Raw genomic sequence first — 24,760 nt, 5'->3', positions numbered from 1 at the left:
TGTCGGTATCTGGCTAAGAGGACAGATGAAAGCACACAATCCGTATGCAAATAGCGACAGAAACAGCAGCGTTTTTACCGAACGGTGTTTCCAACCATGAACCGTCGCCGTTTTCTCGCCGTTACCGTCGGCTCGCTCCCGCTGTTTGCTGGGTGTCTCTCCGATTCGGACGACCCACTCCGACTTCGAGTGAGTAACATGCACGAGGAGACGTGGTCGGTGGCAGTTCAAATCCGGACTCGAGCGGACGAGTTGCTGTTGGAGGACGAGTATCGTGTTCCCACCGACAGCGTTGAAACGGACGAATTTACCGGGACTCCGTCCACCGTTATCACCGAGGCGAGCGACGGTAGTATCGAGGAACTCCCCGTCGCTCCCGAAACGGAGTTCCCCTCGTGTGATGAACTGAGCGGGATAAACGTGATTCAACTCTCCGATGGCGAACTGACATTGAATTATTCGTGCGATTGAGCTTTCGACTACTGATCGATAGCGGGGGTAATTGCTCACTCGAGTGTACTCGGAGTCGCCGATGCCGTCGGATCGAGGCGAGTGAGCCTACTTTTTGAGGGACTGATTCTATACCCCTCTTGGTCGTCGGAGTGGATATGAACGTCCGCGGCTCCCTTTCGAGAGAGACGATAGCGAGCTTCCTTTCCGAGCAGACGATCCCGATTCGAATCGGCTGTCGGACGCCGTCGGGAAATCCGTGGATGCTCTCGATGTGGTACCGATCTCGAGCGCTCGACGACGACACGAGCGAGGAGTGGGTCCTCGAGTGTGCGACCGGTGCGCAGGCGAAGGTGGTAACATACCTCGCCGAAAATCCCGAGGTTTCGTTCGAAATATCCACGAATCAGCCCCCATATACGGGCGTCCGCGGCCGCGGGATCGCAACGATCGAACCCGACCCCGAAAAAAACGTTCTCCGGTCGCTCGTCGAGCGGTACCTCGGCGGGCAGGAATCGACGCTCGCCCAAACCCTGCTCAGCGGAGACCGCGAGGAAGTGACGATTACCATCGAACCGTCGGTGGTCTACGGCTGGGATTTCTCTCAACGAATGCGTGAGTTCGAAAACGGCACAAAAAAGGGCGAATAACGGTCGCGAGCGAGCCGTCCGGACTACTCGAGGAAGCCTTCGACGTGGTCCGCGACTTCTTCGGGCGTGTCGCCGACCGGAACGCCGGCGTCGTTGAGCGCGCTGATCTTGCTCTCTGCGGTGCCGGTCCCGGAGCCGGAGACGATCGCACCGGCGTGGCCCATGCGTTTCCCTGGCGGAGCCGTTCGGCCGGCGATGAAGCCGGCGACGGGCGTGTCGACGTGCTCGTCGATGTACGCCGCGGCTTCTTCCTCGTCTTCGCCGCCGATCTCGCCGCACATGGCAATTGCTTTCGTGTCCGGATCGTTCTCGAAGAGCTCGAGGGCATCAACGAAGTCGGTGCCGATGATCGGGTCGCCGCCGATACCGATCGCGGTGGTCTGGCCGATGCCCCGATTCGTGAGGCTATCGACGACCTGATAGGTCAACGTTCCCGAGCGCGAGACGAGGCCGACGTCGCCCGAGGCGAAGATGTTGCCCGGCAGGATGCCGAGTTTGGCTTCGCCGGGGGTGATGAGGCCGGGACAGTTCGGGCCGATGAGTCGGGTGTCGGTCTCGGTGAGCCGCTTGTTCACTCGAGCCATGTCCTGAGTCGGGATTCCCTCGGTGATCGCGACCGCGAGGTCGAGGTCCGTATCGAGGGACTCGAAGATCGCGTCGCCGGCGAACGCCGGCGGGACGAAGATAACTGACGTGTCGGCGTTTTCTTCCTCGACGGCTTCGTCGACGGTGTCGTAGACGGGGACGCCGGCGACTTCCTGACCTCCTTTGCCGGGAACCGCACCGGCCACGACGTTCGTTCCGTACTCCATCATCTGTTCGGCGTGGAACTTGCCTTCCCCGCCGGTGATGCCCTGTACCACCACGCGCGTGTCATCGTCGACTAATACGCTCATTGTTCGTTCACCTCGTCAGCGTACTCGACGGCACGCTGAACCGCGTCCTCGAGGGTCTGTTCGACCGTCACGAGGTCTTCGTTGAGAATTTCCATGCCTTCCTCCCAGTTGGTCCCGGCCAGTCGCACGACGACCGGCTTCGGGATCTCGTCGAACTGCTCGAGAGCTTCGTTGATTCCCTTGGCGACTTCGTCGCCGCGGGTGATGCCCCCGAAGATGTTGAACACGACCGAATCGACGTTCTCGTCGGAGAACACCATATCGAGCGCGTTCGCGATCCGGTCCGCCTTCGCGCCGCCGCCCACGTCGAGGAAGTTCGCGGGTTCGCCGCCGTAGTGGTCCACGAGGTCGAGCGTGGTCATCACGAGGCCGGCACCGTTGCCGATGATTCCCGTGTTGCCCTCGAGTCGGACGTAGTCGAAGTTGTACTCGTCTGCTTTCTGCTCGAGCGCGTCGCCGCTCGCCGCCTCGTCTTCCATCTCGGCGAGTTCGGGCTGGCGGAACAGCGCGTCCTCGTCGATGTTCATCACGGCGTCGGCCGCGATAACGTCGTTGTCGCTGGTAACCATCAGCGGGTTGATCTCAGCGTCGGCGCCGTCCCGGTCCGACCAGAGTTGATAGAGCGTCGTGAGCACGCTCGAGACGTCTCGTGCGATATCGCTGTCGACGCCAGCGTCGTAGACCGCCTTCCGGGCCTGGTATGGATGCATCCCGAAGGAGGGGTCGATGTGTTCGCGGGCGATGGCTTCCGGCGTTTCCTCCGCGACGGCTTCGATGTCGACGCCGCCCTTAGTCGAGACCATCGCGACGGGTTTGCCCTCGCCGCGGTCCATCGTGATGCCGACGTAGAGTTCGTTCGTGAAGTCGACTGCCTCCTCGACGAGGACGCGGTCGACGTGGTAGCCCTTGAGATCCATTCCGAGAATCGACTCGGCGGCCTCGCGAGCTTCCTGCTCGTCGTCGACGAGCTCGATTCCCCCTGCCTTCCCGCGGCCACCGACCTGTACCTGCGCTTTGACCGCGACTGGGTATCCAATCTCCTCGGCCGCGGCGACGACGCCGTCGACGTCGGAGGCGAGCTTCGACTCCGGCGTCGGAACCCCGGCGTCGGCGAAGACTTGCTTCGCCTGATACTCGTGTAGCTTCATATCCATTCGAACGGCTGTTCCCACGTTGCTTAAATCATGGCAGTTTCCGCTCGCGAGAGCCGTTGCCCTGTCACGCACCCACGTAATTTCAGATTGTTCCAGTCCCGCCGGTTGAGCCCTTCTACTTCCGTAAGATTACAATCCATACTTTCTGTGATCTACATCTGTGTAGTTATCTCCCACCGAAGAACGTCCTTGATTGATGGTATCACAGTACTCATTCAGGGCTATTGTCTGGTTGAAAATACGAGCTTAATTAACAGGTGAACAACTTTTTGATTGTTCCCGAAATTGGATCTGCCCGCACCATCAGTCGATCGAACGTTCCGCGACGGACCGAGCGCTCGTCCCGGTACCAGCATCCCAGCATTAATGCGTCCGCTGCACCCGAATGTATACGAGAGCAGCACCAGACGTGGTTTCCCTCACGCCGTCCACACGCCTCGAGTCAGCCCGTTCCAGACTCGAAGCGCTCGCTCTGTTTCTCGTCCACAGCAACCTTCATATTTCGCTCTCCGCGACGAGCATCGCCCTCGTCACGATAGTCCTGCTGAACCGCGAAGTCGATCCAATTCCGCTGTTTCTCGTCTTCGCCGCGACGATGTTCGTCTACAGTCTCAATCGATTTACCGACCTCGAGGAGGACGAACGCAACGTCCCCGATCGCGCGGCGTTTACGAGACGATACGGGCGTCTCTTGTTGACCCTCGGCGTCGGCCTCTACGTCCTCGCGATCGGCGTCGCCGTCGTGTTGGACCTTCCGGGTGCAGGATACATGGTGATCCCGCTGCTCGTCGCGATTGCGTACTCGTACCTTCGGCTCAAGAAACTCTTTCTCGTGAAAAACCTGACCGTCGGTTTCGCTTGGGGACTCATTCCGCTTGGGGTCGGCGTCTACTACGACATCCTCGAGACACCGGGAATTCTCTTTCTCGCCGGCTACGTAACCGCGATGTTGACCGTCGCGGCTATCGTCTTCGACATCAAAGACATCGAAGGCGACCGGGCGGAGGGGATCAGAACGGTTCCGGTGGTATTCAATCCCCGAGGGACTCGAGTCCTCTCACAGGCGTTGAACGTCGCTATCGCCTCGAGCGTCCTTCTCGCCGTCTCGACCGGTTTGATCCCCACGACGTTTCTCGTGTTGTTGGCCTTTAACGCCTACGTGGGCGGCTACATTCCGTTTGCAACCCGCGATCGAGGGCCGCTCTTTTACGGGTTCGTCGTCGACGGCGAACAGATTTTTCTCGTCTGTTGCGTGCTCGTTTTGGAAATTCTGGTGTGGTGAGCGTCCCGTCCGGCGAGTGTCAACTCGACGAGGGCGCCCGAAGTTAGTGCGTTCGACGGTCGACTCGATCAGTCCCTGTCGGTGTCGCTCCAGTCACACTCCTGGCACTTCCAGCCGGTCACGAACTCCGTAACCGAGGGCATGTAGCCGACCTTCAGGACGTTTTCGCCGCATTCCGGACACGAGCGGTCCGCCTCTTCGATGGAATCGGTTTCCATCACGGAGTCGCCCTCGATGAGTTCCGCTAGTTTTTGCGCGTTGACCATCCGTCCCTGAACGACACGATTTCCAGTCATGCTCCCTCGTCCGTGTGCGAGGCCCGTAAGCCTTTCAACATCTCGAATAGTCGCCACCGACTGGTTAAATGATATAGTATTCACCATTCATCCCCATGAGGACTATTCCTGTCTACAGGCGGAGCAAGCCGAGTGCCTCGGGGTCGTACGGAAATTTTCGATTTCCGTGACTGAGCGGAACGAGGTTCCCCGAGGTCGTCGGCGCTTTACGCCGACTGCTCGAGGGATCGGAGATCCCTCGCTGTCCGCGAAACCAGAGGTTTCGCTTGATGACGAGACGCTCCGCGTCTCGAACCACTTGACCCCGAGGCGGTTTACGTCACCATTCCGAACGGAAACGAGTGAACGAACTCGTCCCACGGGTCGCGTTGTGATCGCCAGCGGTCAGGTCTCTCCACCCGCTCATTTACCGTCGATGGCCCCCGTCAAGCTAGTGCCGATGGGAAACTCGAGCGGCGAAGCCGGATACTCTCTGGAACGATCTCTCACATGAATTGCGATTCCCACTCGCGGCGTTCTACGATCTCCTGTTCGCCAGCATCCGTAATGGAGTAATAGTTTGTTCGCCTATCGAGTTGGCCTTTCTCGACGAGTTCCTTATTCACAATCGTATCGAGATTCGGATACAACCGGCCGTGGTTTATGTCCGAGCTGTAATACTTCTCGATTTCTTCTTTGATATCCTGTCCTGACGGTTGATCGGCGCCGGCGATGACGTACAACAAGTCTCGTTGAAACCCGGTGAGATCGTTCATTCCACGAAACACTGCCACTGATCTAGTATTTGTTATTATTTTCGTACGGGATTGTAGGGTATCGCTCGAGTTGTTAGGGGCGACACATCGTTGCGTAATCCGACCCAACTCGAGAATCGTCCGTCCGTTCTCACTGACATACTCGTCACGTAGTAGGTGAAACAGCCGTCCGCCCTGTGGACATTACAGATGTAACCAACGTCTATCTACAGTCGGTACTACTTAGGCTGTTATTACTCGGGAATTGGCGTTTCGATCTGGCCGCCAAACCCGGTGTGTGAATTATCTGACGCACAGTAACTGCGGCTCGCGAATTTGTTCGCCAGAACTGCTCCGTCAGGGATTTGAACCACGCCCAGACGTGCTCGCTTCGCTTCGCACGACTGGTCTCATTCAAATCCCTGAGCGTGCGCTCCTTTGTTCACTCACTTCGTTCGTTCAGAAGAGTGCTCCGTCAGGGATTTGAACCCTGGTCATCGGCTCGAAAGGCCGAAATGATTGGCCGGACTACACCAACGGAGCGATCTGTCGCTTCGTCACCGTACCATCGTTCGGTGCGGTCTTGTGAAGCTACACCCAATCGTTGCCGGGGGCTAGTAAAAAGCGTTCCGTTCCGTGCCTCCAGTGGCAGGGAGTAACGCACCCTGTCTCACTCGAGTCCGAGCGCCACCGAAGGCCTTCCTTAGTCTCCCGAAGCGTCCGGGAGGACGTCATCCTCGAGATCGAGCAGTTCCGCTATCGCCGGTGCGACTGCGGTCGCCGCCATCGTTTCGTCGGCGTCGACCACCGGCGCGGCCGGACCGCCGAACCCGTAACAGCCGTAGGCGGCTTCGTCGACCCTGCCGTGAGAGCCGCTGACCTTCGACGCGTCGAGGGTGGTCAGTCCCTCGTCGCCGAAAAACAGCTCGCAGGGGTCGAACCCCGGTTTCTTGTGGATGTCCATCTCCGTCGCGTAGTCCGGGGCGTCGGCTCGATCGCTCCACCAGAAGTACTGGAACCACGCATCCCGATCGGCGATGAGAACGAGGTCTCCCGAATTCGGGTGGTCGACGCCGTGGGCTCGCTTTCCCTCCTCCTCGAGAATTTCGTCGATTCCCTCGAGTTCCGTGAGAACGGCTTTCGCGTCCGCGAGCGCGTCGCCGTCGGCGTAGACGTGCGCGATCTGGTGGTCGACTAGCGCGAAGGCGTCCGACGCCGAGAGGTCGACGTCGTCGTCCCCGTCGACCGAGACGAGCCCCGCCTCGCGAAGCGCCCGGTTCGGGAAGATCGGATTCTCGACATCGTGAAAACCGTACTCGCTTACGACGTTCACTGCGGTCTCGTCCCAGCGATCGGTCGCCTCGAGGACTGAGAGGAACTCCTCGAGCAACTTGTCGACGACCGCGAGCTCTTCGAGGAACTCCTCCGAGGACGGCCCGTCCGCCTGCCCGACGTAATCGAGGTGGGGAACGTACACCCAGAGCAGGTCGGGATCGAATCGATCCACCGCTTCCCGTGCGGCCGAGAGGATCCATTCGGTGCTCTCCGCGCTCGCGCCGGGGCCCCAGTAGCTGTGTAACGGGAAGTGGTTGTACGCCGCTCGCAACTCGTCGTAGAAGTCATCCGGGTTGGTCCAGCAATTCATCTCGAGGATGTTGTTGTCCTCGTCCTCGATTGGCGACGGCGTCACGGCGACGTCGGCCGTCGTACCGATCAGGTGCTGGAAGAACAGGACGCCGGTCGTGAGTCCGGCGTCGCTCGCGGACTCCCAGAGTCTGGTTCGATCGGCGCGGTCTCGCTCCCAGAGCTCGGCCTCCTGGCGTTCCCGATCGTACTCGCCGTTCGAAACGTCGCCGTGCTCGCGGGGTGTGAGCCCGCTCGCGAGGGTCGTCTGTGCGGGGATCGTCACGGCGGGAAACTCCGGATGGAGGTCCGTCAGGCCGCCCGACTCGAGAAGAGAGTGAAGCGCGGGCGTGTGTTCTTCGTCGACGTGCTGGGGTTGTAATCCAACGACGTCGAGGACGATAACGCGGTCGGCGGAATCAGAAGCGTCGATCATGTTACTAGTCTCAACGGGTGAGCGGGTGGTGCGGTCAGCGGGTTGTACGAGGGGGAGGTGGTTAGCTGTGCGCTTGAGCGTAGCTGTACAGATCGTCGAACTGCCTCGAGAGGTCGTGTTCGTCGACGCCGATCGGGGCTTTGAAGAACGAGGCGAGGTGGGGCTGGAGTCCGCCTTCGCCGTGCTCGTCGGCGAAGGCGATCAGCCGAACCAGATCGAGGACGAGCGGTGCCGCCAGTGCGGAGTCGGACCCCTCCCAGGTGAACTGCATCTTCATCTCCGTCTCGAGGAACCCCTCGAAGTGGATGAAATCCCAGGCGGTTTTCCAGTCGGCGAGCGAGGGCGTGTAGTCGATCCGAACGCGGTTGTGCTCGATCTCGGGGAGGATCGACTCGAGGACGTCGCCCTTGCTCGCGAGTTTACCGGCTTTGTTCGCCTCGTCCTCGAGGACCAGCCCGTCTTCGTTTCCGAGGATATTGTGACCCTCCCAGGCGAGCATACGAAGGTTTCGACCGGCGAACATCGGTGCAAGCGCGGATTTGACCAGCGTTTCGCCGGTCTTCGCGTCACGCCCCATGTGCGGGACCTCGTTCTCGGCGGCGAGTTCGCGGATCCCGCCCGGGACGTTACCGGTGCTGGGCGTGAAGTTGACGTACGGATGGCCCTCCGAAAGCGCCGCGTACGCGTAGAGCACGCTCGCCGGAAGCTCGCGGTCGTCGGCGTCGATCGCTTCCTCGAGCGCGGCTCGCGTTTCGTACGCGTCGGGATCCTCGAGTTCCGGCTCCGTCGAAGCGACGTTGACGACGACCACTCGATCGAGGTCGTGCCGGTCTTCGAAGGCGGCGTAGTCGGATCGAATCTGTTCGATCACTTCCCGGATAGCGAGTTGTTCGTCCAGTTGCTCGCTTCCTTCGGAGACGGCCGCACCGCAGTTGATCGCGGTTCCGACTTCCACCCGTTCGTCGATTGCCTCGAGGTCGGCTTCGACGGCCTCGAGCGTCTCCGCATCGGGAACGCCGTTTCGTTCGGATTGGCGGCGAGCGCGCTCGAGGAGCGAGTCGGTACTGATATCGTGGCCGCCGAAGACGAGGCCGTCGACGGGCGGAAGGGAGAGGTTCGAAACCGGCTCGGTCTCGGTCACCATTCCTGTCGTTCCGGTTTCGCCGGAAGCGATCGCGCGTGCGCCGACGATCGACAGCGTGGCGACGTTGCCTCGAGCGCCGACGAGCCAAACACCGGTTCGGGTTGGATTCGCTTCGTTCGAAGCACCATCGGCCGCCGAGCGCTGAGTCATCGCCGATCACGCAGCGAATTCGAAGCGGTCTTCGGAGGGAATTCGACCGACCTCCTCGCTGCCGATTCGAAGTGGCGACTGATCGCGGAGTAGCTACTGGGCATCTCGAGAAGGGTCGGGACCGAACGGATTTTGTTATGGCCGGCATAGCGCGAGTAAAGTCGCTTTTCCCGTGAAAAACGTCGTGAAATTGTACGTTTTCGATCGAACGAAGGCACACCTCAAAGCGGGGCCGACAAGGAGTACGGATATGCGAATTATCGACCCACATATGCACATGGTATCGCGCTCGGCGGACGATTACGAGCGAGCGCGACGAGCGGGAGTCGAGTGCTGCGTCGAGCCGGCGTTCTGGAGCGGCCAAGACAAACACAACGCCGGGGCGTTCTTCGATTACTTCGAACAGATCATCGAACACGAAACCGACCGCGCGGAACGAACTGCGGGGATGGACCACTACGTCACGATTGGCCTCGAGCCCAAGGAGGCGAACTACCGCGACATGGCGGAGGAGGTCCTCGAACGGGTGCCGGAGTATCTCGACCGCGACCCCGTCGTCGGCGTCGGCGAAATCGGGTTCGACCAGGTGACCGACGACGAGGAGTGGGCGTTTCGCCGACAGCTCGAGATGGCCGAAGACCGCGAACTGCCGGTAATCATCCACACGCCCCACACCGACAAACCCGCTGGAACGGAACGAATCGTCGAGATCATCGACGAAATGGGGCTCACCGAAGAGCGGATCATTATCGATCACAACACCGAAAACACGGTCGACATTTCGACTCGAACGGACTGCTGGATCGGCTTCACCCTCTATCCCGGAAAGATCGAAGACGACGCGGCGATCGATCTGCTCGAGGAGTACGGCACCGACAAGATGATCTTCAACAGCGCGGCCGACTGGGATCCGTCCGACCCGCTGGCCGTGCCGAAGGCTCGCGATAAGATGATCGACCGCGGCTGGGACCGCGAGGAGGTTCGAAAGGTGGTCTTCGAGAACCCCTACGAGTTCTTCGACCGGTCGCCGAACTTCGAGTACGAACCGTAAGGATGCAGTTCGGCTTTGCTACGAACGCGTTTCGATCGGACAGCCTCGAGGAAACGCCCGTCGAGACGACCCGCGATGCAATGTCGTCTCTCGAGGAACGCGGGTGGACGTAGCGTGGCCGGCGGGGGGCTCGAGACGGAGTCCGGTGACGGCGGGACGGAAGGTGCGAACGCTCGAAGCACGCTCGGAACGTACGCGGAGCTGGTTCGGCTTCCGAACCTCTTCACCGCGCCGCCGGACGTTATCCTCGGAGCCGCGCTGGTCGCAGTCGCCGGGTACGAACCGTCCGTTCCCGCAATCGCCGGACTCGCGGTCGTTTCGATGGTCCTCTACGCGGGTGGAACGACGCTCAATGACGCGTTCGACGCCGACGTAGATTCGCGCGAGCGACCGGACCGTCCGATCCCCTCCGGTCGCGTATCTCGAGAAATCGCCTTCGGGTTCGGATTCGGCCTGTTGGCCGTCGCCGTCGTCGCCGCGTTTGCGATCGGGGGGTGGGCGAGCGCGGCCGTCGCCGGAGCGGTCGCGGTCGCCATCGTCGGCTACGACGGCATGCTGAAGGAGACGACGGCCGGGTTTCTTGCGATGGGCGCGACTCGAGGGCTGAACGTCCTCCTGGGGACGACCGCCGCGGGTGCGGTGGTTCTCGAGCTTTCCCCGACCGCACTCGCGGTCCCCGTCGTCATCGTCTGCTACATCGCCGCGGTCACGTTCATGGCGTCTCGAGAAACGGAGGGTGGAAGCCGGCGTCTCGTGGTCGTCGCCGCCGGCGGTGCCGTCGCGGCGCTTCTCGTCCTCGGTTGGAATCTCTTCGCCATCCAGCCGCCGCCCTCGGAGACCGGGGCGGCAATCGCATTCGCCGCAGCGTTTTGTTGGTGGATCGGTCGCCCGCTTCGCCGTGCGTACGCGGACCCGATTCCGTCGACGATCGGCCCGGCCGTCGGCGCGTGTATCCTCGGGCTCGTGCTCCTCGACGCGGCGTTCGCTGCCGTCGCCGGTCTCGAGTGGGCGCTGGCGACTGCCACCTTTCTGGTTCCGGCGGTCGCGCTGTCTCGTGTGTTCGACGTTACGTGACACAGCTCGTTACGTAGGACAACCGTACACGACACAGCTCGCTGCGTGGAACAACCCGTGTGTGACGATTGTCTCCGTCGTCGTCTTCTTCGGAATCGTTTATTCCGAAAGAAAATCGGGCCGCCCATCTAGGTATCGCCGTTTTGTGCTCCTGACTCGGGATCCTCGTCGGGGTCTTCGTCTATCGGTTCATCGTCGTCCGTGGCCTCGTGATCGTCCTCGTCGGGCCCGATCTCGTCGTCGGGATCTGCGGGGTCGTCGTCGGGAGCCTCCGGGTCTTCGTCGGACGGAACGAGACGGTGGACTTCACCGGTGCCGCCGCTCGGGAAGTTTTCCTCGGTGGTGAGGACGTATATCTCGCCCTCCGCGTCTCGACCGAACGCGAGCACGAACCGATCGAGTTCGTCCTCATCGCGGACGAGATCGTCGTCGGCGTCGATCCGAAGCTGTTCGACGGGCCAGAGATCCTCCCAGAGCTCCTCCTCGTACAGCGGGTGGTCGGTTCCTTCGGGAACCTGATCGGCGAACGACTCGGCGTCGGCGTCCGTCGGTCGCGCCCCCTCTTCCCATCCGTCTGGTGGGTGCGAGACGAAGAGTTTGCCCAAGGGCTCCTCGAAGCTCTCGCTCCAGTCGCCGAAGACGTATCCGTCCTGCAGGCCCTCGAGACCGCCTTCGGTGTACATCCGGCCGCCGACGACTGCGCTACCGATGTTCTGGATGTCGTACTCCTGCGGGTAGTCGATCACGGGATCGAGTAACGGTTCTCCGCCGCGCACGTCTTCGGGCGTCTCGTCGGGACACTCCGCCGGTGGCTCGCCCGGATTGTCGGTGCTGAAGCAGTGGACGCCCTCCTTGACGTTCCAGCCGTAGTTCCCGCCGCGCTCGACGTGGTTGATGATTTCGAAGAGCAGCTGTCCGACATCGGCGGCGAGCAGTTCGCCGTCGTCGGTGAACGACATCCCCCACGGGTTGCGCATTCCCCAAGCGTAGTACTCCGCGTGCCCGGGTTCGCCGGTTAGTTCCGGCTCGTCCTCGTCGTCGGGGTCTGCGCCGTCGTCTTCCTCTTCTTGCACTTCATCTTCCCGACCGTTTTCGTCGTCTTCGTCAACGTCCTCCTCATCCTCTTGAACTTCTTCCTCACGGCCGTTCTCGTCGTCCTCGAGTTCCTCCTCGTCATCATCGACATCGTCTTCGTCGATCGCTTCGTCGTCGGTCACGTCGTCCTCGTCTTCGTCAATTTCCTCGTCTTCGGGCGCTTCCTCCTCCGTCTCCTCGAGGTCCATCTCGTAGAGCGGATTGTCCTCGGGGATGCCGTAGGGCTTCCCGAACTCCTCGGTGTCGACGTCGATCCGGAGCATCCCGCCCAGGAGCGTGTCTCGAGTGTTCTGCCCGCTCCCGCCCTCGTTCTCGGCGTACCAGTCTTCCGGGTGACCAGGCCCGGTGTCGTCGCCGTCGCCGCCGTCGCCGATCGCGACGTACAGGTAGCCGTCGGGACCGAACGCGAGCGGTCCGGCGTTGTGGTTGAACTGCGGTTCGGGAACCTCCATCAGTCGGCGTTCGGAGTCCGGGTCCGCCGACTCGAGGTCGTCGCCGGCCCGGAACTCGGAGACCACGAAGGTGTGGCTGTAGGAAGCGGGCGTTACCGTCCCGCGGTGGCCGCTATAGCGGAGGAAAAATCGCCCGTTTTCCTGAAACTCTGGATGGAACGCGATGCCGAGCAAGCCGCGTTCGTCGAAGTCGTCGACATCGATCGAGACTCGATCCGCGATGTCGAGGAACGGTTCATCCTCGAGCCCGTCGGGGCCGTGGACGTAGATCTGTCCGGGCTGGTCGACGATGAACCGCCGGTCGGCTTCCTCGTCTGCGATCTGGAAATCGATGGGGGAGTCGAGACCCTCCGCGACGGTCTCGAGGCCGACGGTCGGCCCCTTCTCGATCAGGAGCTCTTCGTCGGGTTCCTCGTCCGGGTCGGGCTCCTCGACGTCGGCCAGTTCGATGTCGCCGCGCATCTCGGCCGGGTGAACCGAGCAGTAGTACTCCGCCATCTCTTCGGTCGCCTCGAACTCGAACGTAACGACCTCGCCCTGTTCGGTGACGATTTCGGTGCCATCGATGGCGTCACCGTCCGCATTCAAAATAACGAAATCGTGCGGCGTCCCGTCGGCGTTCGTCCACTCGACCGTGTAGGTCTGTCCCACCTCGAGTTCGAGCGTCGGATTCTCTTCGCCTGCAATCTCCTCGGGGGCTTGTCCGACCCAGCCCTCGGAAAAGCCGTCAAGCTCGAACGTTTCGCCCTCCTGTGCCGTCCCGACGGTAGCCAAGGACGCGGCTACGCCCGTTGCCGCGGCGGATTTCAGCACCGTCCGCCGCGTCGGGGCGAACGGGACGCCGTCCCATGTGCTCTCACTGTTTGCATCGCTATTTCGTTGTGCCATGATGCCAGTTAGCAATAGATAACTGGAAGAATAAGCGGAGCCATCGTTTTGGAACGAAAACGCAGACTTCTCCGATCGGGAACCGCTCGAGCGGTATACATCGCTTATTACCGCTCGCTGTGCGTTTTCGTTCGTTCGGACCACGGATCGGGCCGCAGTGGCGGGTTCAGTCACGTGTCGCCGGTCGAACCTGTCGTTCCACGACGAAATAGGCGATTTCGGGCCAACGAATTAATACCTCACCGTGGTATCGACGCTATGACCGATCTCGCTTTTTCGACGAACGCCTACACGCGATTTCCCCTCCCCGAAGCGGTTCGCCGTATCGGGGCGTACGACTACGAGGGCGTCGAAATCCTCGGTGACGAGCCCCACGCGTACTTTCCCCGCTTTACCGACGCCGACCAGACATCGCTCCTCGAAGCGCTCGAGGAAACCGACCTCGCCGTCTCGAATATCAACGCCAACACGGCGATGGGGTACTACGACGACGCGCCGCCGTCGTCCTTTTTCGAACCGAGCGTCATCCGAGCCGACGAAGAGTCACGTACTTGGCGCGTCGAGTACACGAAACGTGCGATAGACCTCGCGAGTACGGTGGACGCGCCGGCGGTTTGTCTCGCGACGGGTCGCCCGCTTCCGGGGACGCTCCCGGAGGACGCTCGGGCGTTACTCCTCGAGTCGCTCGCGGAAATCCTCGAGTATGCGGAGGCTAACGGGGTCGAAGTGGGTATCGAGTTCGAACCGGAGCTGTTGATCGAGAACACGGCGGAAACGCTCGAACTCATCGAGGAGGTCGGCCGCGAGTCTCTCGGCGTCAACCTCGACCTCGGCCACGCCGCCGTCTACGGCGAGGACGTCGTCGAGAGCATCCACGCCTGCGCCGGATCGATTACCGGGGTCCACCTCGAGGACATCGTCGGCGGCAGGCGAGGGAAACACTACCATCGGATCCCCGGCGAGGGCGACCTCGACTTCCGCGCGATTTTCGACGCACTCGACGACATCGGCTACGACGGGTTCGTCACGCTCGAGTTATACACCTATCCCGACGAACCGGACCGAGCGGCCGAGGAGGCCTACGAGGCGCTCGAGGAGTACGTATAGCACCGCCAAAAGGAGTCGAACCGCGCCAAGAACGGACGAAACGGGGGAATCAGTCGTCGCTCTCGTTACCGTCGGCGGCGTCTTCTTCGTAGTCGTCTTCGGTATCGTCCTCTAGCACTTCGTCTTCTTCGTCGTCGGGTAGCTCCTCGTCGTCCGGCGTTTCGTCTTCGTCGTCGGGCATCGCGTCTTCGTCAACCGTTTCGGCGTCTTCGGGTGCCGGAACATCTTCGCCCTCGTCCTCAGGGACGATTCTGTAGATTTCCCCGGTTTCGGCGTCGGGGCGGTAATCCGAGTTCGTGAGGACGTACAGCTCGCCGGCTTCGTCGCGCATAACGTTATAGACGTACCGGTTGAGCGACTCGTTCTCTGCGTTTTCGATCACCAGCTCCTCGAGATCCCAGCGCTCAGGGGAGGGCCCGACTTCTTCGGGTTGCTCGTCGCCCGGCGGCGTAACGGTAAGCAGTTCGCCGTCCGCGGCGACGACGCCTTCGGCACTCCAGTTTCCGAAGACGTACTTGCCCTGCAGTTCGGGGATGTCCTCGCCGTCGTAGCGGTAGCCGCCGACGACGACCGAACTGTCGATGAACGCCTCCGTGCCGCGCTGGTGTTGGTACTCCGCGATCGGGTTCCGAAGCGGTTCCCCGCCCCGAACGTCCTCGGGCGTCTCGTCGGGACACTCCGCGGGCGGATCGATCGGCGTCTCGGGGCTGAAACAGATCGACCCCTCCTTGACGTTCCAACTGTAGTTGCCACCGTACTCGACGATGTAAACCGACTCGATCAGGTGCTGACCGGCGTCGGCGACGAATATCGTCCCGTCGTCCTGAATCGTCATCCCCCACGGGTTCCGGAAGCCCCACGCGTAGTACTCGTCGAGCTGGTCGTCGAGTTCGACGAGCGGATTGTCGTCGGGAATAGCGTACGCGCCGTCGCCAGGCCCGTCGGCTTCGGCGTCGGTCTCCGCGTCGACGTCGATCCGGAGGATCCCCCCGAGCAGGTTCTCTTCGGTGTCCTGTCCGTTGCCGCCCTCGTTCTCGGGGTACCAGTCTTCGACGTGGCCGAGTCCGATGTCGTGGACGTTGCCGCCGTCGCCGACCGACGTGTAAAGGTATCCTTCGGGGCCGAACTCGAGTGCGCCACCGTTGTGGTTGTCCTGGGGCTGTGGGATCTCCATCAGGACCCGCTCGGAGTCGGGGTCTGCCTCGCCGTCGTCGTTCACCTGAAACTCCGCGAGGATATCGGTGTGATCGTAGTCCTCCGGCGTTCCCTCGCGTAGTTCGCCGCTATACCGAACGTAGAACTGGCCGTTCTCCTGAAAGTCGGGGTGGAACGCCAGCCCGAGGAGTCCGCGCTCGTCGTAGTCCTGTAGGTCGAGGATACCGAGATCGACGATCCGGTCACTGAGGTCGATAAACAGCTCCATATCGTCGGGCGTCGCGACGTCCGGCTCCGCCTCGTCGTCGAGGTCGTCCTCCTCGTCATCGTCATCAAGACCGTCTTCGTCGTCGACCGCGACATCGTCGTCTTCCTCGATTTCGTCTTCGTCGTCTTCGAAGACTGGTTCTTCGTCCTCCTCGGGATCTCGAGGCTGTTCCTCCCCGTTCTCCTCGAGGTCGTCGCCGTTCGCCGGTTCGCCCTCCTCGAGGTCGTCTTCGTTATCAGTTTCGTACTCGTCGTCCGCAACGTCGTTGGGTTCTTCGTCGAGGTCGTCGTCGACCGCCGCTTCGTCCTCGTAGTGGATATAGACCTGACCGGTCTGGGTGACGATGAAGTTCCGGTCTTGCTCGTCGCCCTCGATGTACTCCATGCCGGTCAATCCGGGCAAGTCCTCCGCAACCCGCTGCAGACCGATGCGTTCGCCCTCGGGGAAGTTGCCCGCGACCGGGATATCCTCGAGCGGTTCCGGATCCTCGTCTTCCGGTTGGGCGTCGCCGATCACGAGGTCGCCTCGCATCGTATCGGGGTGCATCTCGCAGTAATACTCGGCCATCTCCTCGGTGGCCTCGAACTCGACGGTCTGTTCCTCGCCGGCTTCTTCGATGATCTCGCTCCGGACGAGTTGCTCGCCGTCGGCCGAGAGGATGGCGAAGTTGTGAGGCAATCCGTCGGGGTTCTCCCACGTTACTTCGTAGGTCTGTCCAGCCTCTAACTCGAGGGTCGGATTCTCTTCGTCTTCGATTTCCTCCGGTTCGACGCCGATCCATCCCGGCGTCGGGCCGAGGAGGATGATCTCTTCGGGTTCGTCTTCCTGTGCGCTGACGACGCTTCCGAGGCCGGCTGCGGCTCCGGAGGCTGCCAACGCCGAAAGAACTGTTCGTCGCGTCTGTGCCGTGCTCCTGGCGTGCTCGCTGTTCGTACGTTCGGTTGGTGGATTCATGGTCTCTCGTGAAGTGGTGGACGGGCGACGCATGCAACTGAAACCGCATTCGCGCCGAATTGGAATCGCGTTCGCACTGCCGGATCCGGGACAGTCGTGGAATCGTCGTCTCGCCCTGACTCGATCACCCGGTCGTCCCGCCGCGAATCCACCCGTCCTACGCGCTCAGTCTGCGGGAACGCCAATAAGATACACTAACGATTTCACGAGTAACAGCGCCGCTATGGACGATTCATCGATTTAACGGCTGGTTTTCGTCACACACAGCCGGATTGAGTCGTCGTCAGGCGGTGCATACAATTATCTCCGTCCCCGAAAACGCGGGTCTTACCCACCGACCGAACTCCTGTCGACGATCACCGTCCGGCTTCTCAACGTTTTTCTATCCCTACACCGAACTCCAGCGTACATGAAATACGTCCGATTCCGCGATCCGGCCGGTGCGGTTCGACGAGGCGAACTCGAGAGCGGAACCATCCACTTCGCGAACGAGAGCTACGATTTCGACGCCGAGGAGATCGACATCCTCTCGCCGACCGAGCCCTCGAAAATCGTCTGTATCGGACGCAACTACGCCGACCACGCCGACGAGATGGGATCGGATCTCCCGGATCGGCCGATGCTCTTCTTGAAACCGCCGAACGCGGTCTCGAGCCACGGCGACACGGTAACCGTCCCGGCGGGAAAAGACCGGATCGATCACGAAGCCGAACTCGGCGTCGTCATCGGGAAGCAGTGCCGACACGTTCCGGTATCTGACGCGATGGACGTCGTCGCCGGCTTCACCTGCGTCAATGATCTCTCGAATCGAGACGACCAGTCCGAAGAGCGAAATTGGGTTCGCGGAAAGGCCTTCGACGGCGCCGCACCACTCGGACCGGTTCTGGCGACACCGGACGAAGTGCCCGACGACGCGGCGGTCCAATCGCGAGTCAACGGCGAGCTGAAACAGGACGGCTCGCTCGATCAACTGATCTTCCCGATTCCGGAACTGATCGCCGAGATCACGGCCTACCAGACCTTAGAGGAAGGCGACGTAATCGCGACCGGAACGCCCGAAGGCGTTGGTGCGCTCTCGGACGGCGACGAGGTCGAAATCGAAGTCGAAGGGGTGGGGACGCTCTCGCATTCGGTTCGAATTCCCTGAACGGGCTGCCAGAGCCGACCGAGCGCCATCGGCGAAACCAACGTTTTTCGACGCGTCGAACGAACGACCGCGCATGACCGTCAGCTACGGCGCGGTGACGATCGACTGGCTCGGCCACGCGACCGTGCGACTCGAGGGACGGACGGGCGCAGTTATCTACGTCGATCCGACTCGGCGGAGTGCACTCGAGGAGACAGAGCCGCGAGACGGCGACTTGATTCTGGTGACCCACGAACACCACTACGACCCCGACGCGATCCGACGAGCCGCTCGCGACGACGCGATGGTCGTAATTCACGAGTCTATCGACGGCCAGGGAGACGATCGGTGCGAAAAGGACGGACTCGGCGGGACCGTCGAGCATCCGTCGGCCCTTTCATACGACGTCGAGCGGGTCCGCGCCGACGAATCGTTTGTGCTCGGCCCGCTCGATCTGTTTACGACGCCGGCGTACAACAAACCTGACGGTCCCCACACCCGCGAAGACGGATCGCCATACCATCCCGACGGAGAGGGATGTGGCTACGCGGTCACCATCGACGGCGTGCAGGCGTTCGTTCCGGGGGATACGGACGCCCTCGAGTACCACGAGGAGTTAGATGTCGACGTTTTCTTCCCGCCCATCGGCAGCGGCGACACCATGGACAGACACGAGGCCGCAACCCTCGCTGAGCGAATGAAACCCCGTCTCGTTTGTCCGATCCAGTACGATATGGACGAATCGCTCGAGGTTGACGCGGAAGCGTTCGTCGTCGACGTGGCGAGTCGGAACGTTCCTGTGGTCCTCGAGGGAGTTCATCCGCAGAACGGAACTCCTCATCGTAGATAGTTGAACAGTTTCGGTTTTAGACCGAGCTTGACACCCATAGTCTGTACAGAGCAAGGATTTACCGCACCATGCCGGCTAAATCACGTGCGGTGGCGCGCGCTTGCTCGCGAGTCGCGATCAGCGATCCGCGAACGACGTGGAATCCCTGTTGCCAGCGTCAGTCGTGTTGTCCAACACAGTAGCGCTTGTTGTTACACAGTTTGGCACATTCACGTGTATACACCCCTCCCGAAGCGACATTATCTCTCCCTGGAAACAGTAGTTATATGACACTACAGAACGTTGGATCAAATGGAAGCCAAAACTCCACGGAAGGGGGCGTTCGTATTGAAATGCCCCGGGTGGTAGAGACACCCGAGACGTGGCTTCCGAACCCATCACGGGTCAGTTGCCATGATACGGTTGCTTCTCCGCGGGCTTAAACATCCCGTCCGACAGATGAATCGAAGTCGAGTACAGCTACCCGCCGCTCACGAGCTCGGAGGTGAATACAAGCGATGACCGCACCGACAGACAGTCTGGTTGTGGACATCGTCCGAACGCTCGAGAAACAGGGCGTCCCTCGAGATTCATACCAGCTTGCCGGCGAGTTCGATCCCGAAGCGCTCGCACGACTGGTCGAATCGGGTGGCAAAGCGGTCGAGGTCCGCCTCGAGGTCCGCGGCGTGTCGCTCGTCGTGACGAATATGGGTGTTCGGGTGGCCGACGAAAGCCCGTCGTCCCATCCCGAGTGCCCGCACTGTGAACTCCCAGTCACGGCGGTCGTCCAACTCGTCCCGACCCACCACAACGCGTATCCCTGTGGGTGTCGGGTCGAGAGCGACCTGCTCGAGTAAGACTCGAGCCATAGGCCGTCGGCATTACGCGGGTCGTCGGTACCAGAAGATCGTAACTCGGTACGTTAGTTTGTTCTGTGAGTGAAAGTCGCGGTAAGTACAGATAGTACTTGAACTACGTTTTGTGAGTTCGGTGACGACAGACAACTCTCGTATCCAGCTCTGTCCCTCATGTTGGGTTAGCAAGTTCCTCGCCACTTGCAAAACTTCTCTTGACCACTAAGTGTACTTACTGCAATTCTATCTCCAAACACTCCATCATACTTGGTCGTAATACATGGCCAGGAGAGTGTCGATAACGTAGAAAATTGTATCTACCTAGTACCTGTCAAGAACCAGTTTGTGAATGTAGAGCAGAAATCTCTCCAGATGTTTATTTAGTTGATGACATTTGAATGGCCATTATGTCTAAATGACAGTCTTGTCTCATCATTAGATATACATGAAGGATTTGCAGCGGCGAGAATTTCTCTCCGGGGTAACTGCAGCAAGCATTGGTGGAATGGCTGGGTGCATTGGGTCAAGCAAGCCAGAAATGGAATTTGAGGAATTTGTTGTTCCAGATCCAAGAGCGGTGTCTGCTACTGTTGATGAAAGCGAGTATTCTGGAACAATTCATAACAGTAGAGAGAAGGGTAACATTAGAGTAGAATTATGGTATTTTCGTGATCAGACAGTACCTAATCCCGGGGTTCCCTATCCTTTTCAGGAGACGCCCAACTTAGATAGAAGTTTTGACGTAGGGAGGTCTTTTTATTTTAGTAAAGATGAAAGGCGAGAGATGTCAATCGCTGCTACTAATGAACAACAGCCACAGTGGGATCAGATAGAATTTGGTATTATACCGTTTCCAGCTTCTCACGGAGCGATATTCAAAAATATTGGTAGCGCTGGAGAGATAGAGTTGAGACTTGAGTATAGAGATACTCAAGGATATGATGTGGAAGAACCGCCTCGCAAGCTTGAAAGTGTAGGTGAGGACAAGGAAATTGAAGCCACGTTCGAAGTGCTCATACCCGCTGACGTAGAGTATGAAATTGTTGCTGAGCCTGTATGATGATATTCATCAGTTCTACCCTCCAAGAATTGATTATTACCCGCGGTGATTCAGACGCTAGGTCTTGTACGCAATAGCGATATTGGAGATAGATGACTATTTATACATACTGTCACAGAGAAGAATTTCCAACTGAACAGAAGAATTCGGACGACCTGCACGGCGAATGACCCGGGCATCTACACGAACATCGACTGAGTTCTGGATTCGTGTTCTCAGGGACATACCAGAGTCACTGTGGTGAGGTCGTGTGAAGGATGTCATAGAACGATTCCCATGGTGTTCCTTTCAAGCCATTTGGACTGAACTATCCGTTCACTACACGTGCGAAGTGAGCAACGGGCTTATATCATATAATCTCAAACAAACAGCTATGAGTCGCCTTCAGACTATCTCAGATACACTCTCTGATGAAGTTTGGCGATATGCAATCATTGCTGGTCTCGCGTCCACTCCGTTTACAATCATCCTCTATTGGCAATCGTACCCCGACTTCAGCCTCCCTGTTTCTCCTATGTTTTTCGCAGGTTTACTCGTCGGATTCCTTGCCAATAGACGTGGGATAGAGGCCGGTCAAATTGGGAAACGAACTGGGCTTGTCGCTGCGCTACCGGTATTATGGCCGTTCCTTGACCTACTTGTGTTCATCTCAGGATTGAGCCAGCCACTAGGATTCGGTGGTTTTCAAATTATGGCTGTTATTTTCATGTCTGCCGTCAGTATTGGAGTTTCTGTACTGGTAGGGATGGTCGGTGCGATACTCGGAAATTGGCTCACTGGAAAAGTAGGTAATTATCGTCTATTGAACGGACAACTCGCTACTTAGCGTGCTATGTGTACTACCTGTACTTATCGTTCGTCGGGTAGTCGTGAAGAAGGTATGCGAACCGTTCTATGACACCATTGAGGTCGTGTTAGCTATATTTTCCCGTGCGTCGTCGAATGGTCATGCCCAACCCAACGGTTTGCGTCTCGTATCACTTCGACGCCGTCTCGACGTGGCTCTGGGCGTTCGACGCCTGGGACATGCCGACGCGACACTCTCGAGGGGTCTACGGAGCCGACGTCGGAACGCCCCGTCTGCTCGACCTCCACGACGAACACGACCTTCCCTCGACATGGTGCATTCCGGGGCACACGATCGAGAGCTTCCCGGCGGCCTGCGAGGCGGTCGCCGACGCGGGCCACGGAATCCAGCACCACGGTTGGACCCACCGCGGCCCTTCGAGTTACGAAAGCAGGGAGGCCGAAAAAGCGGACATCGAACGCGGCATCGAGAGCATCGTCGCGCTCACGGGAGAGCGCCCGACCGGCTACGCCTCGCCCGCGTGGGACTTTTCCGAGCACACCCTCGATATCCTGCTCGAGCTCGGCTTCGAGTGGGACTCAAGCGTGATGGCCGCGGATTTCGAACCGCACTACCTTCGACGGGGCTGGCGCGCGCCGGCGGACGCACCCTACGAGCGGGGTGAGCCGACCGATATCGTCGAGCTCCCGCCGTCGTGGGAGCGCGACGACTTTCCGCCGTTTACCTACACGTGGGCCAACCCCCACCGGATGGGGTATACCGACGAAGAGATGATCTTCCGGAAGTGGCGCGACCAGTTCGACTGGATGGTCGAGAACGTCGATAACGGAGTCTACGTTCTCACGCTCCACCCGCAGGTGATCGGGCAAGCACACCGGATCTCCAGACTCGAGAACCTGTTCGAGCACATGTCCTCTCGAGACGGCGTCGAGTTCGAGCGAATGCAAACGGTCGCCGACGACTTTCGCGAACGCAATCCGACCGGTGTCGAGTAGCTGCTTCGGGCGGAGTGTGGAGAATCAAGGAAAACCGCTCGCCGAAAACCGGTTCCGGTCACGCGCTCCCGTCAACTGCGGGAGCCGTGCTATTGTGCAGGCGTTTCGTTTTCGCTCACTTCACAGGGGAGCGACTCGAGACCGTAGAGGCCGCTCAGCGGCTCGAGATTCGAGAGGTCAGCATCCAGCCTGTCGAAGCGCTCGAGCAGTTGATTTAGGGCGACGTCCGCTTCCATCCGGGCGAGATGTGCGCCCAAACAGAAGTGGACCCCCGTTCCGAACGCGATGTGGCGGTTTGGCTTTCGGTCCGGTCGGAACGCTTCCGGGGCGTCGAAGCGTTCGGGATCGCGGTTTGCCGCACCCAGCCAGAGCGTGACGACGTCTCCGGCCTGAATGTGAGCTCCGTTGAGTTCGACGTCCTCGACGGCGATACGCTTCAACGATTGGATCGGGGAGCGGTATCGGAGCACTTCCTCTACGGCCTGTTGATGGTCGATTTCTCCCGTGCGGACCGCGTCCGTCAGCTCCTGTTCTTCGAGGGACCAGATCGCGTTGGTGAGGAGATTCGTCGTGGTGATGTTGCCCGCGAGGAGGAGCAGCATACAGAACCCGACTTTCTCTCCTCTGGACAGGTCCTCAGTGTTCGCTGCGAGCGTGATGAGGTCGTCACCGTCTCCCCCCTGACGCTCCGCCAACAACTTCGCGAAGTATCGCCCCATCTCCTGTTGGGCCTGTTGTCGTTCCCCTTGTACCCGTTTCATCTCTGCCTCGGTGTCGTCTTCGGGTCGCGAAACGAGCGCATCCGACCACGCTTTGAACTGATCGCGACGTTCGGCGGGAATGTCAAGCAATTCGGCGATGACGATGACGGGGAGCGGAATTGCAAACTCGTCGACGAAATCGAACTGCTCTTTCCCCTCGAGGTCGTCCAATAGTTCCTTGGTCAACTCCTCCACTCGCGGTTGATACTCTCGTATTGCACCCGGCTGGAATCGCTCGTCGACGAATCCTCGGAGTCGAGTCTGCTCCGGCGGGTCGGTCGTAATCATCGTCTGTAGCATCGGCATATCGTCTTCACGGCTACTCGAGGACTCGTCTCCTTTGTTGCTGTCCTGTGGATCGCTATCGTCTATAGACCGGTTGGCCGTAAACGCATCGTGATCTTTGAGCACGCGGTTGACGGCTTCGTACCCGAATACGTCCCATGTCTCTCGTTGCTCGTCAAAGTGGACGGGGGTATCTTGGCGCATTTCAGCGTACCACCCGAACGGCGAGAGCTGCCCCTCGCTGCTTCGGATAGCTTCCGGTGGCTGGCCAACTCCGACGACTGAATCGGGGGACTGCATGAGTTAATTGATTATTTAATCAGCTGTAGTCCTTTTGGTCCCGGACCGATTGATATGGCCAAAGGAAACAGTTCTCGAGGGTACTGAATACTCGAAGACGGCAGAGAGGACGACCGGTACGACGAATCTGAGAAGAAGCGAAGAGAACGCGAAACCCGTCCACTGGGCGTCTCGTTAGCTCTCGCGAGTAATATCGATTATAATCCCATCGACGATCGTTTGCGTTCGATCGATGGCGGAATCGCGATTCGTCGTCGTATGGGTGTGTAACCCTTGTTTGAGGAGTGCAAGGATGTGATCCGCAGTCAGTTCGGGATCCACCGGACGGAACTGCTCGAGTTCGATACCGGCGCGGAGTATTCGGACAACCGTGTCTCGGAGGCGATCCTCCACCGATGTCGTTTTTCTCCGGAAGTCAGCATCCCACGTCGCGTGCGCCCACAGCTCGACGAAAATTCGCGAGATCGTCCGCTCGATATCCGAAGGCGGAGAGAACATCGCCTGCTCGACGTGGGCCGAGTCCGGGTGCAGTATTTGGCCGACGAACTCGCGAAGCTCCGCCTCTGCGTCGGTGATCGGTTGCTCGGTCCGCCGGTCGATAAAAATCTCAACGAAGACGTCGAGCATCGACAGTAACAGATCGTCCTTGCTGTCGAAGTAGTGGTATATGAGAGAGGGGTTTTGGCCCAGCTCGTCACCGATGTCCTTTATGGAGAGGTCCGCATAGCCGTGTTTGGCAAGCGCGCAAAATGCGGCTTCTCTAATCCGCTGTTCCGTATCCGAATTACCCATTGAGCGTAAATATGGGAATGTCCATAATGAGAATTCTGCTCTGGCGGTGATACGAAAATCCGAGCGACGGTTTCGCGCGTTCTGGATTTCC

The 24,760-nt window shown here is 59.9% G+C and carries 23 protein-coding genes and 1 tRNA gene; 12 read left to right on the top strand and 12 right to left on the bottom strand.

The features are described from left to right. The first annotated feature begins 96 nt into the window (after positions 1-96). Positions 97-471, top strand: coding sequence for a hypothetical protein (locus ACZ5C7_RS17950; RefSeq protein ID WP_464377640.1), 375 nt, complete (start codon positions 97-99; stop codon positions 469-471). Positions 472-608: 137 nt separating this feature from the next. Next, positions 609-1,100, top strand: a complete 492-nt coding sequence (locus tag ACZ5C7_RS17945; RefSeq protein WP_464377639.1) for a pyridoxamine 5'-phosphate oxidase family protein — start codon at positions 609-611, stop codon at positions 1,098-1,100. Between the two features lie 23 nt (positions 1,101-1,123). Here ACZ5C7_RS17945 and sucD read toward each other — a convergent pair whose 3' ends face one another. Beyond that, positions 1,124-1,996 (bottom strand): succinate--CoA ligase subunit alpha, encoded by an 873-nt coding sequence (sucD, locus tag ACZ5C7_RS17940; RefSeq protein WP_464377638.1) that lies wholly within the window; start codon positions 1,994-1,996, stop codon positions 1,124-1,126. After that, the gene (sucC, locus tag ACZ5C7_RS17935; protein ID WP_464377637.1) at positions 1,993-3,144 is read right to left on the bottom strand and encodes an ADP-forming succinate--CoA ligase subunit beta; all 1,152 of its coding nucleotides are present in this window, start codon (positions 3,142-3,144) and stop codon (positions 1,993-1,995) included. The genes sucD and sucC overlap by 4 nt, the downstream gene beginning before the upstream one ends. A 415-nt stretch (positions 3,145-3,559) precedes the next feature. Here sucC and ACZ5C7_RS17930 point away from each other — a divergent pair, with 415 nt between their 5' ends. Next, on the top strand, positions 3,560-4,432 hold the full coding sequence (locus tag ACZ5C7_RS17930; RefSeq protein WP_464377636.1) for a UbiA family prenyltransferase: 873 nt from the start codon (positions 3,560-3,562) through the stop codon (positions 4,430-4,432). A gap of 68 nt (positions 4,433-4,500) precedes the next feature. On the opposite strand, the gene ACZ5C7_RS17925 is transcribed toward ACZ5C7_RS17930, so the two are convergent. The 6 genes from ACZ5C7_RS17925 to ACZ5C7_RS17900 all read right to left on the bottom strand — a co-directional run bounded on the left by ACZ5C7_RS17925 (position 4,501) and on the right by ACZ5C7_RS17900 (position 8,815). Further along, positions 4,501-4,728: a DUF5795 family protein gene (locus tag ACZ5C7_RS17925; protein WP_464377635.1), complete on the bottom strand. Its 228-nt coding sequence runs from the start codon at positions 4,726-4,728 to the stop codon at positions 4,501-4,503. A gap of 112 nt (positions 4,729-4,840) precedes the next feature. Beyond that, positions 4,841-5,026: a hypothetical protein gene (locus tag ACZ5C7_RS17920; RefSeq protein WP_464377634.1), complete on the bottom strand. Its 186-nt coding sequence runs from the start codon at positions 5,024-5,026 to the stop codon at positions 4,841-4,843. 187 nt (positions 5,027-5,213) lie between these two features. Next, a complete protein-coding gene (locus ACZ5C7_RS17915; protein WP_464377633.1) occupies positions 5,214-5,483 on the bottom strand; it encodes a PadR family transcriptional regulator in 270 nt (89 codons plus the stop codon). A gap of 447 nt (positions 5,484-5,930) precedes the next feature. Further along, a tRNA-Glu gene (locus ACZ5C7_RS17910) sits at positions 5,931-6,005 on the bottom strand. A gap of 160 nt (positions 6,006-6,165) precedes the next feature. Beyond that, positions 6,166-7,521 (bottom strand): alkaline phosphatase family protein, encoded by a 1,356-nt coding sequence (locus ACZ5C7_RS17905; protein ID WP_464377632.1) that lies wholly within the window; start codon positions 7,519-7,521, stop codon positions 6,166-6,168. A gap of 61 nt (positions 7,522-7,582) precedes the next feature. Continuing rightward, positions 7,583-8,815, bottom strand: coding sequence for an inositol-3-phosphate synthase (locus ACZ5C7_RS17900; RefSeq protein WP_464377631.1), 1,233 nt, complete (start codon positions 8,813-8,815; stop codon positions 7,583-7,585). Positions 8,816-9,065: 250 nt separating this feature from the next. Here ACZ5C7_RS17900 and ACZ5C7_RS17895 point away from each other — a divergent pair, with 250 nt between their 5' ends. Both ACZ5C7_RS17895 and ACZ5C7_RS17890 read left to right on the top strand, forming a co-directional pair. Further along, positions 9,066-9,866, top strand: coding sequence for a TatD family hydrolase (locus ACZ5C7_RS17895; RefSeq protein WP_464377630.1), 801 nt, complete (start codon positions 9,066-9,068; stop codon positions 9,864-9,866). A gap of 114 nt (positions 9,867-9,980) precedes the next feature. Further along, positions 9,981-10,940, top strand: coding sequence for a UbiA family prenyltransferase (locus ACZ5C7_RS17890; RefSeq protein WP_464377629.1), 960 nt, complete (start codon positions 9,981-9,983; stop codon positions 10,938-10,940). Positions 10,941-11,068: 128 nt separating this feature from the next. Here ACZ5C7_RS17890 and ACZ5C7_RS17885 read toward each other — a convergent pair whose 3' ends face one another. Continuing rightward, complete coding sequence (locus ACZ5C7_RS17885; RefSeq protein ID WP_464377628.1) at positions 11,069-13,375, bottom strand: PQQ-dependent sugar dehydrogenase; 2,307 nt, start codon at positions 13,373-13,375, stop codon at positions 11,069-11,071. 258 nt (positions 13,376-13,633) lie between these two features. Between ACZ5C7_RS17885 and ACZ5C7_RS17880 the strand changes: the two genes are divergently transcribed. After that, positions 13,634-14,482 (top strand): sugar phosphate isomerase/epimerase family protein, encoded by an 849-nt coding sequence (locus ACZ5C7_RS17880; RefSeq protein ID WP_464377627.1) that lies wholly within the window; start codon positions 13,634-13,636, stop codon positions 14,480-14,482. A gap of 49 nt (positions 14,483-14,531) precedes the next feature. Here the strand turns inward: ACZ5C7_RS17880 and ACZ5C7_RS17875 are convergent, their stop codons facing one another. Beyond that, positions 14,532-16,859 carry a PQQ-dependent sugar dehydrogenase gene (locus tag ACZ5C7_RS17875; RefSeq protein WP_464377626.1) on the bottom strand — a complete coding sequence of 776 codons (2,328 nt, stop codon included), beginning with the start codon at positions 16,857-16,859 and terminating at the stop codon, positions 14,532-14,534. Positions 16,860-17,268: 409 nt separating this feature from the next. Between ACZ5C7_RS17875 and ACZ5C7_RS17870 the strand changes: the two genes are divergently transcribed. The 6 genes from ACZ5C7_RS17870 (at position 17,269) to ACZ5C7_RS17845 (ending at position 22,531) form a co-directional block, all read left to right on the top strand. Further along, positions 17,269-18,006 (top strand): fumarylacetoacetate hydrolase family protein, encoded by a 738-nt coding sequence (locus tag ACZ5C7_RS17870; protein WP_464377625.1) that lies wholly within the window; start codon positions 17,269-17,271, stop codon positions 18,004-18,006. Between the two features lie 73 nt (positions 18,007-18,079). Then, complete coding sequence (locus ACZ5C7_RS17865; protein ID WP_464377624.1) at positions 18,080-18,835, top strand: MBL fold metallo-hydrolase; 756 nt, start codon at positions 18,080-18,082, stop codon at positions 18,833-18,835. Positions 18,836-19,332: 497 nt separating this feature from the next. Further along, positions 19,333-19,671, top strand: a complete 339-nt coding sequence (locus tag ACZ5C7_RS17860; protein WP_464377623.1) for a hypothetical protein — start codon at positions 19,333-19,335, stop codon at positions 19,669-19,671. A gap of 442 nt (positions 19,672-20,113) precedes the next feature. Further along, positions 20,114-20,728: a hypothetical protein gene (locus ACZ5C7_RS17855; protein ID WP_464377622.1), complete on the top strand. Its 615-nt coding sequence runs from the start codon at positions 20,114-20,116 to the stop codon at positions 20,726-20,728. 373 nt (positions 20,729-21,101) lie between these two features. After that, complete coding sequence (locus ACZ5C7_RS17850) at positions 21,102-21,554, top strand: DUF5518 domain-containing protein (RefSeq protein ID WP_464377621.1); 453 nt, start codon at positions 21,102-21,104, stop codon at positions 21,552-21,554. Positions 21,555-21,676: 122 nt separating this feature from the next. Further along, positions 21,677-22,531, top strand: a complete 855-nt coding sequence (locus ACZ5C7_RS17845; protein WP_464377620.1) for a polysaccharide deacetylase family protein — start codon at positions 21,677-21,679, stop codon at positions 22,529-22,531. 89 nt (positions 22,532-22,620) lie between these two features. Here the strand turns inward: ACZ5C7_RS17845 and ACZ5C7_RS17840 are convergent, their stop codons facing one another. Together ACZ5C7_RS17840 and ACZ5C7_RS17835 are read right to left on the bottom strand one after the other, a co-directional pair. Next, complete coding sequence (locus ACZ5C7_RS17840) at positions 22,621-23,877, bottom strand: cytochrome P450 (RefSeq protein ID WP_464377619.1); 1,257 nt, start codon at positions 23,875-23,877, stop codon at positions 22,621-22,623. A gap of 174 nt (positions 23,878-24,051) precedes the next feature. Further along, complete coding sequence (locus tag ACZ5C7_RS17835; RefSeq protein WP_464377618.1) at positions 24,052-24,669, bottom strand: TetR/AcrR family transcriptional regulator; 618 nt, start codon at positions 24,667-24,669, stop codon at positions 24,052-24,054. Positions 24,670-24,760: the final 91 nt, after the last annotated feature.

This window comes from Halostagnicola alkaliphila (genome assembly GCF_055379965.1).
Note: the sequence above shows the minus strand (reverse complement) of the source record. Positions and strands in the feature narration are given on the sequence as shown.

Excerpts from the sequence above, each read along its gene's own strand:
- ACZ5C7_RS17835 (WP_464377618.1), bottom strand. The coding sequence starts at position 24,669 with ATGGGTAATTCGGATACGGAACAGCGGATTAGAGAAGCCGCATTTTGC.
- ACZ5C7_RS17895 (WP_464377630.1), top strand. The coding sequence starts at position 9,066 with ATGCGAATTATCGACCCACATATGCACATGGTATCGCGCTCGGCGGAC.
- ACZ5C7_RS17870 (WP_464377625.1), top strand. The coding sequence starts at position 17,269 with ATGAAATACGTCCGATTCCGCGATCCGGCCGGTGCGGTTCGACGAGGC.
- ACZ5C7_RS17945 (WP_464377639.1), top strand. The coding sequence starts at position 609 with ATGAACGTCCGCGGCTCCCTTTCGAGAGAGACGATAGCGAGCTTCCTT.
- sucC (WP_464377637.1), bottom strand. The coding sequence starts at position 3,144 with ATGAAGCTACACGAGTATCAGGCGAAGCAAGTCTTCGCCGACGCCGGG.
- ACZ5C7_RS17915 (WP_464377633.1), bottom strand. The coding sequence starts at position 5,483 with ATGAACGATCTCACCGGGTTTCAACGAGACTTGTTGTACGTCATCGCC.
- ACZ5C7_RS17865 (WP_464377624.1), top strand. The coding sequence starts at position 18,080 with ATGACCGTCAGCTACGGCGCGGTGACGATCGACTGGCTCGGCCACGCG.
- ACZ5C7_RS17905 (WP_464377632.1), bottom strand. The coding sequence starts at position 7,521 with ATGATCGACGCTTCTGATTCCGCCGACCGCGTTATCGTCCTCGACGTC.
- ACZ5C7_RS17850 (WP_464377621.1), top strand. The coding sequence starts at position 21,102 with ATGAGTCGCCTTCAGACTATCTCAGATACACTCTCTGATGAAGTTTGG.
- ACZ5C7_RS17950 (WP_464377640.1), top strand. The coding sequence starts at position 97 with ATGAACCGTCGCCGTTTTCTCGCCGTTACCGTCGGCTCGCTCCCGCTG.
- ACZ5C7_RS17925 (WP_464377635.1), bottom strand. The coding sequence starts at position 4,728 with ATGACTGGAAATCGTGTCGTTCAGGGACGGATGGTCAACGCGCAAAAA.
- sucD (WP_464377638.1), bottom strand. The coding sequence starts at position 1,996 with ATGAGCGTATTAGTCGACGATGACACGCGCGTGGTGGTACAGGGCATC.
- ACZ5C7_RS17875 (WP_464377626.1), bottom strand. The coding sequence starts at position 16,859 with ATGAATCCACCAACCGAACGTACGAACAGCGAGCACGCCAGGAGCACG.
- ACZ5C7_RS17880 (WP_464377627.1), top strand. The coding sequence starts at position 13,634 with ATGACCGATCTCGCTTTTTCGACGAACGCCTACACGCGATTTCCCCTC.
- ACZ5C7_RS17855 (WP_464377622.1), top strand. The coding sequence starts at position 20,114 with ATGAAGGATTTGCAGCGGCGAGAATTTCTCTCCGGGGTAACTGCAGCA.
- ACZ5C7_RS17845 (WP_464377620.1), top strand. The coding sequence starts at position 21,677 with ATGCCCAACCCAACGGTTTGCGTCTCGTATCACTTCGACGCCGTCTCG.
- ACZ5C7_RS17900 (WP_464377631.1), bottom strand. The coding sequence starts at position 8,815 with ATGACTCAGCGCTCGGCGGCCGATGGTGCTTCGAACGAAGCGAATCCA.
- ACZ5C7_RS17860 (WP_464377623.1), top strand. The coding sequence starts at position 19,333 with ATGACCGCACCGACAGACAGTCTGGTTGTGGACATCGTCCGAACGCTC.
- ACZ5C7_RS17840 (WP_464377619.1), bottom strand. The coding sequence starts at position 23,877 with ATGCAGTCCCCCGATTCAGTCGTCGGAGTTGGCCAGCCACCGGAAGCT.
- ACZ5C7_RS17885 (WP_464377628.1), bottom strand. The coding sequence starts at position 13,375 with ATGGCACAACGAAATAGCGATGCAAACAGTGAGAGCACATGGGACGGC.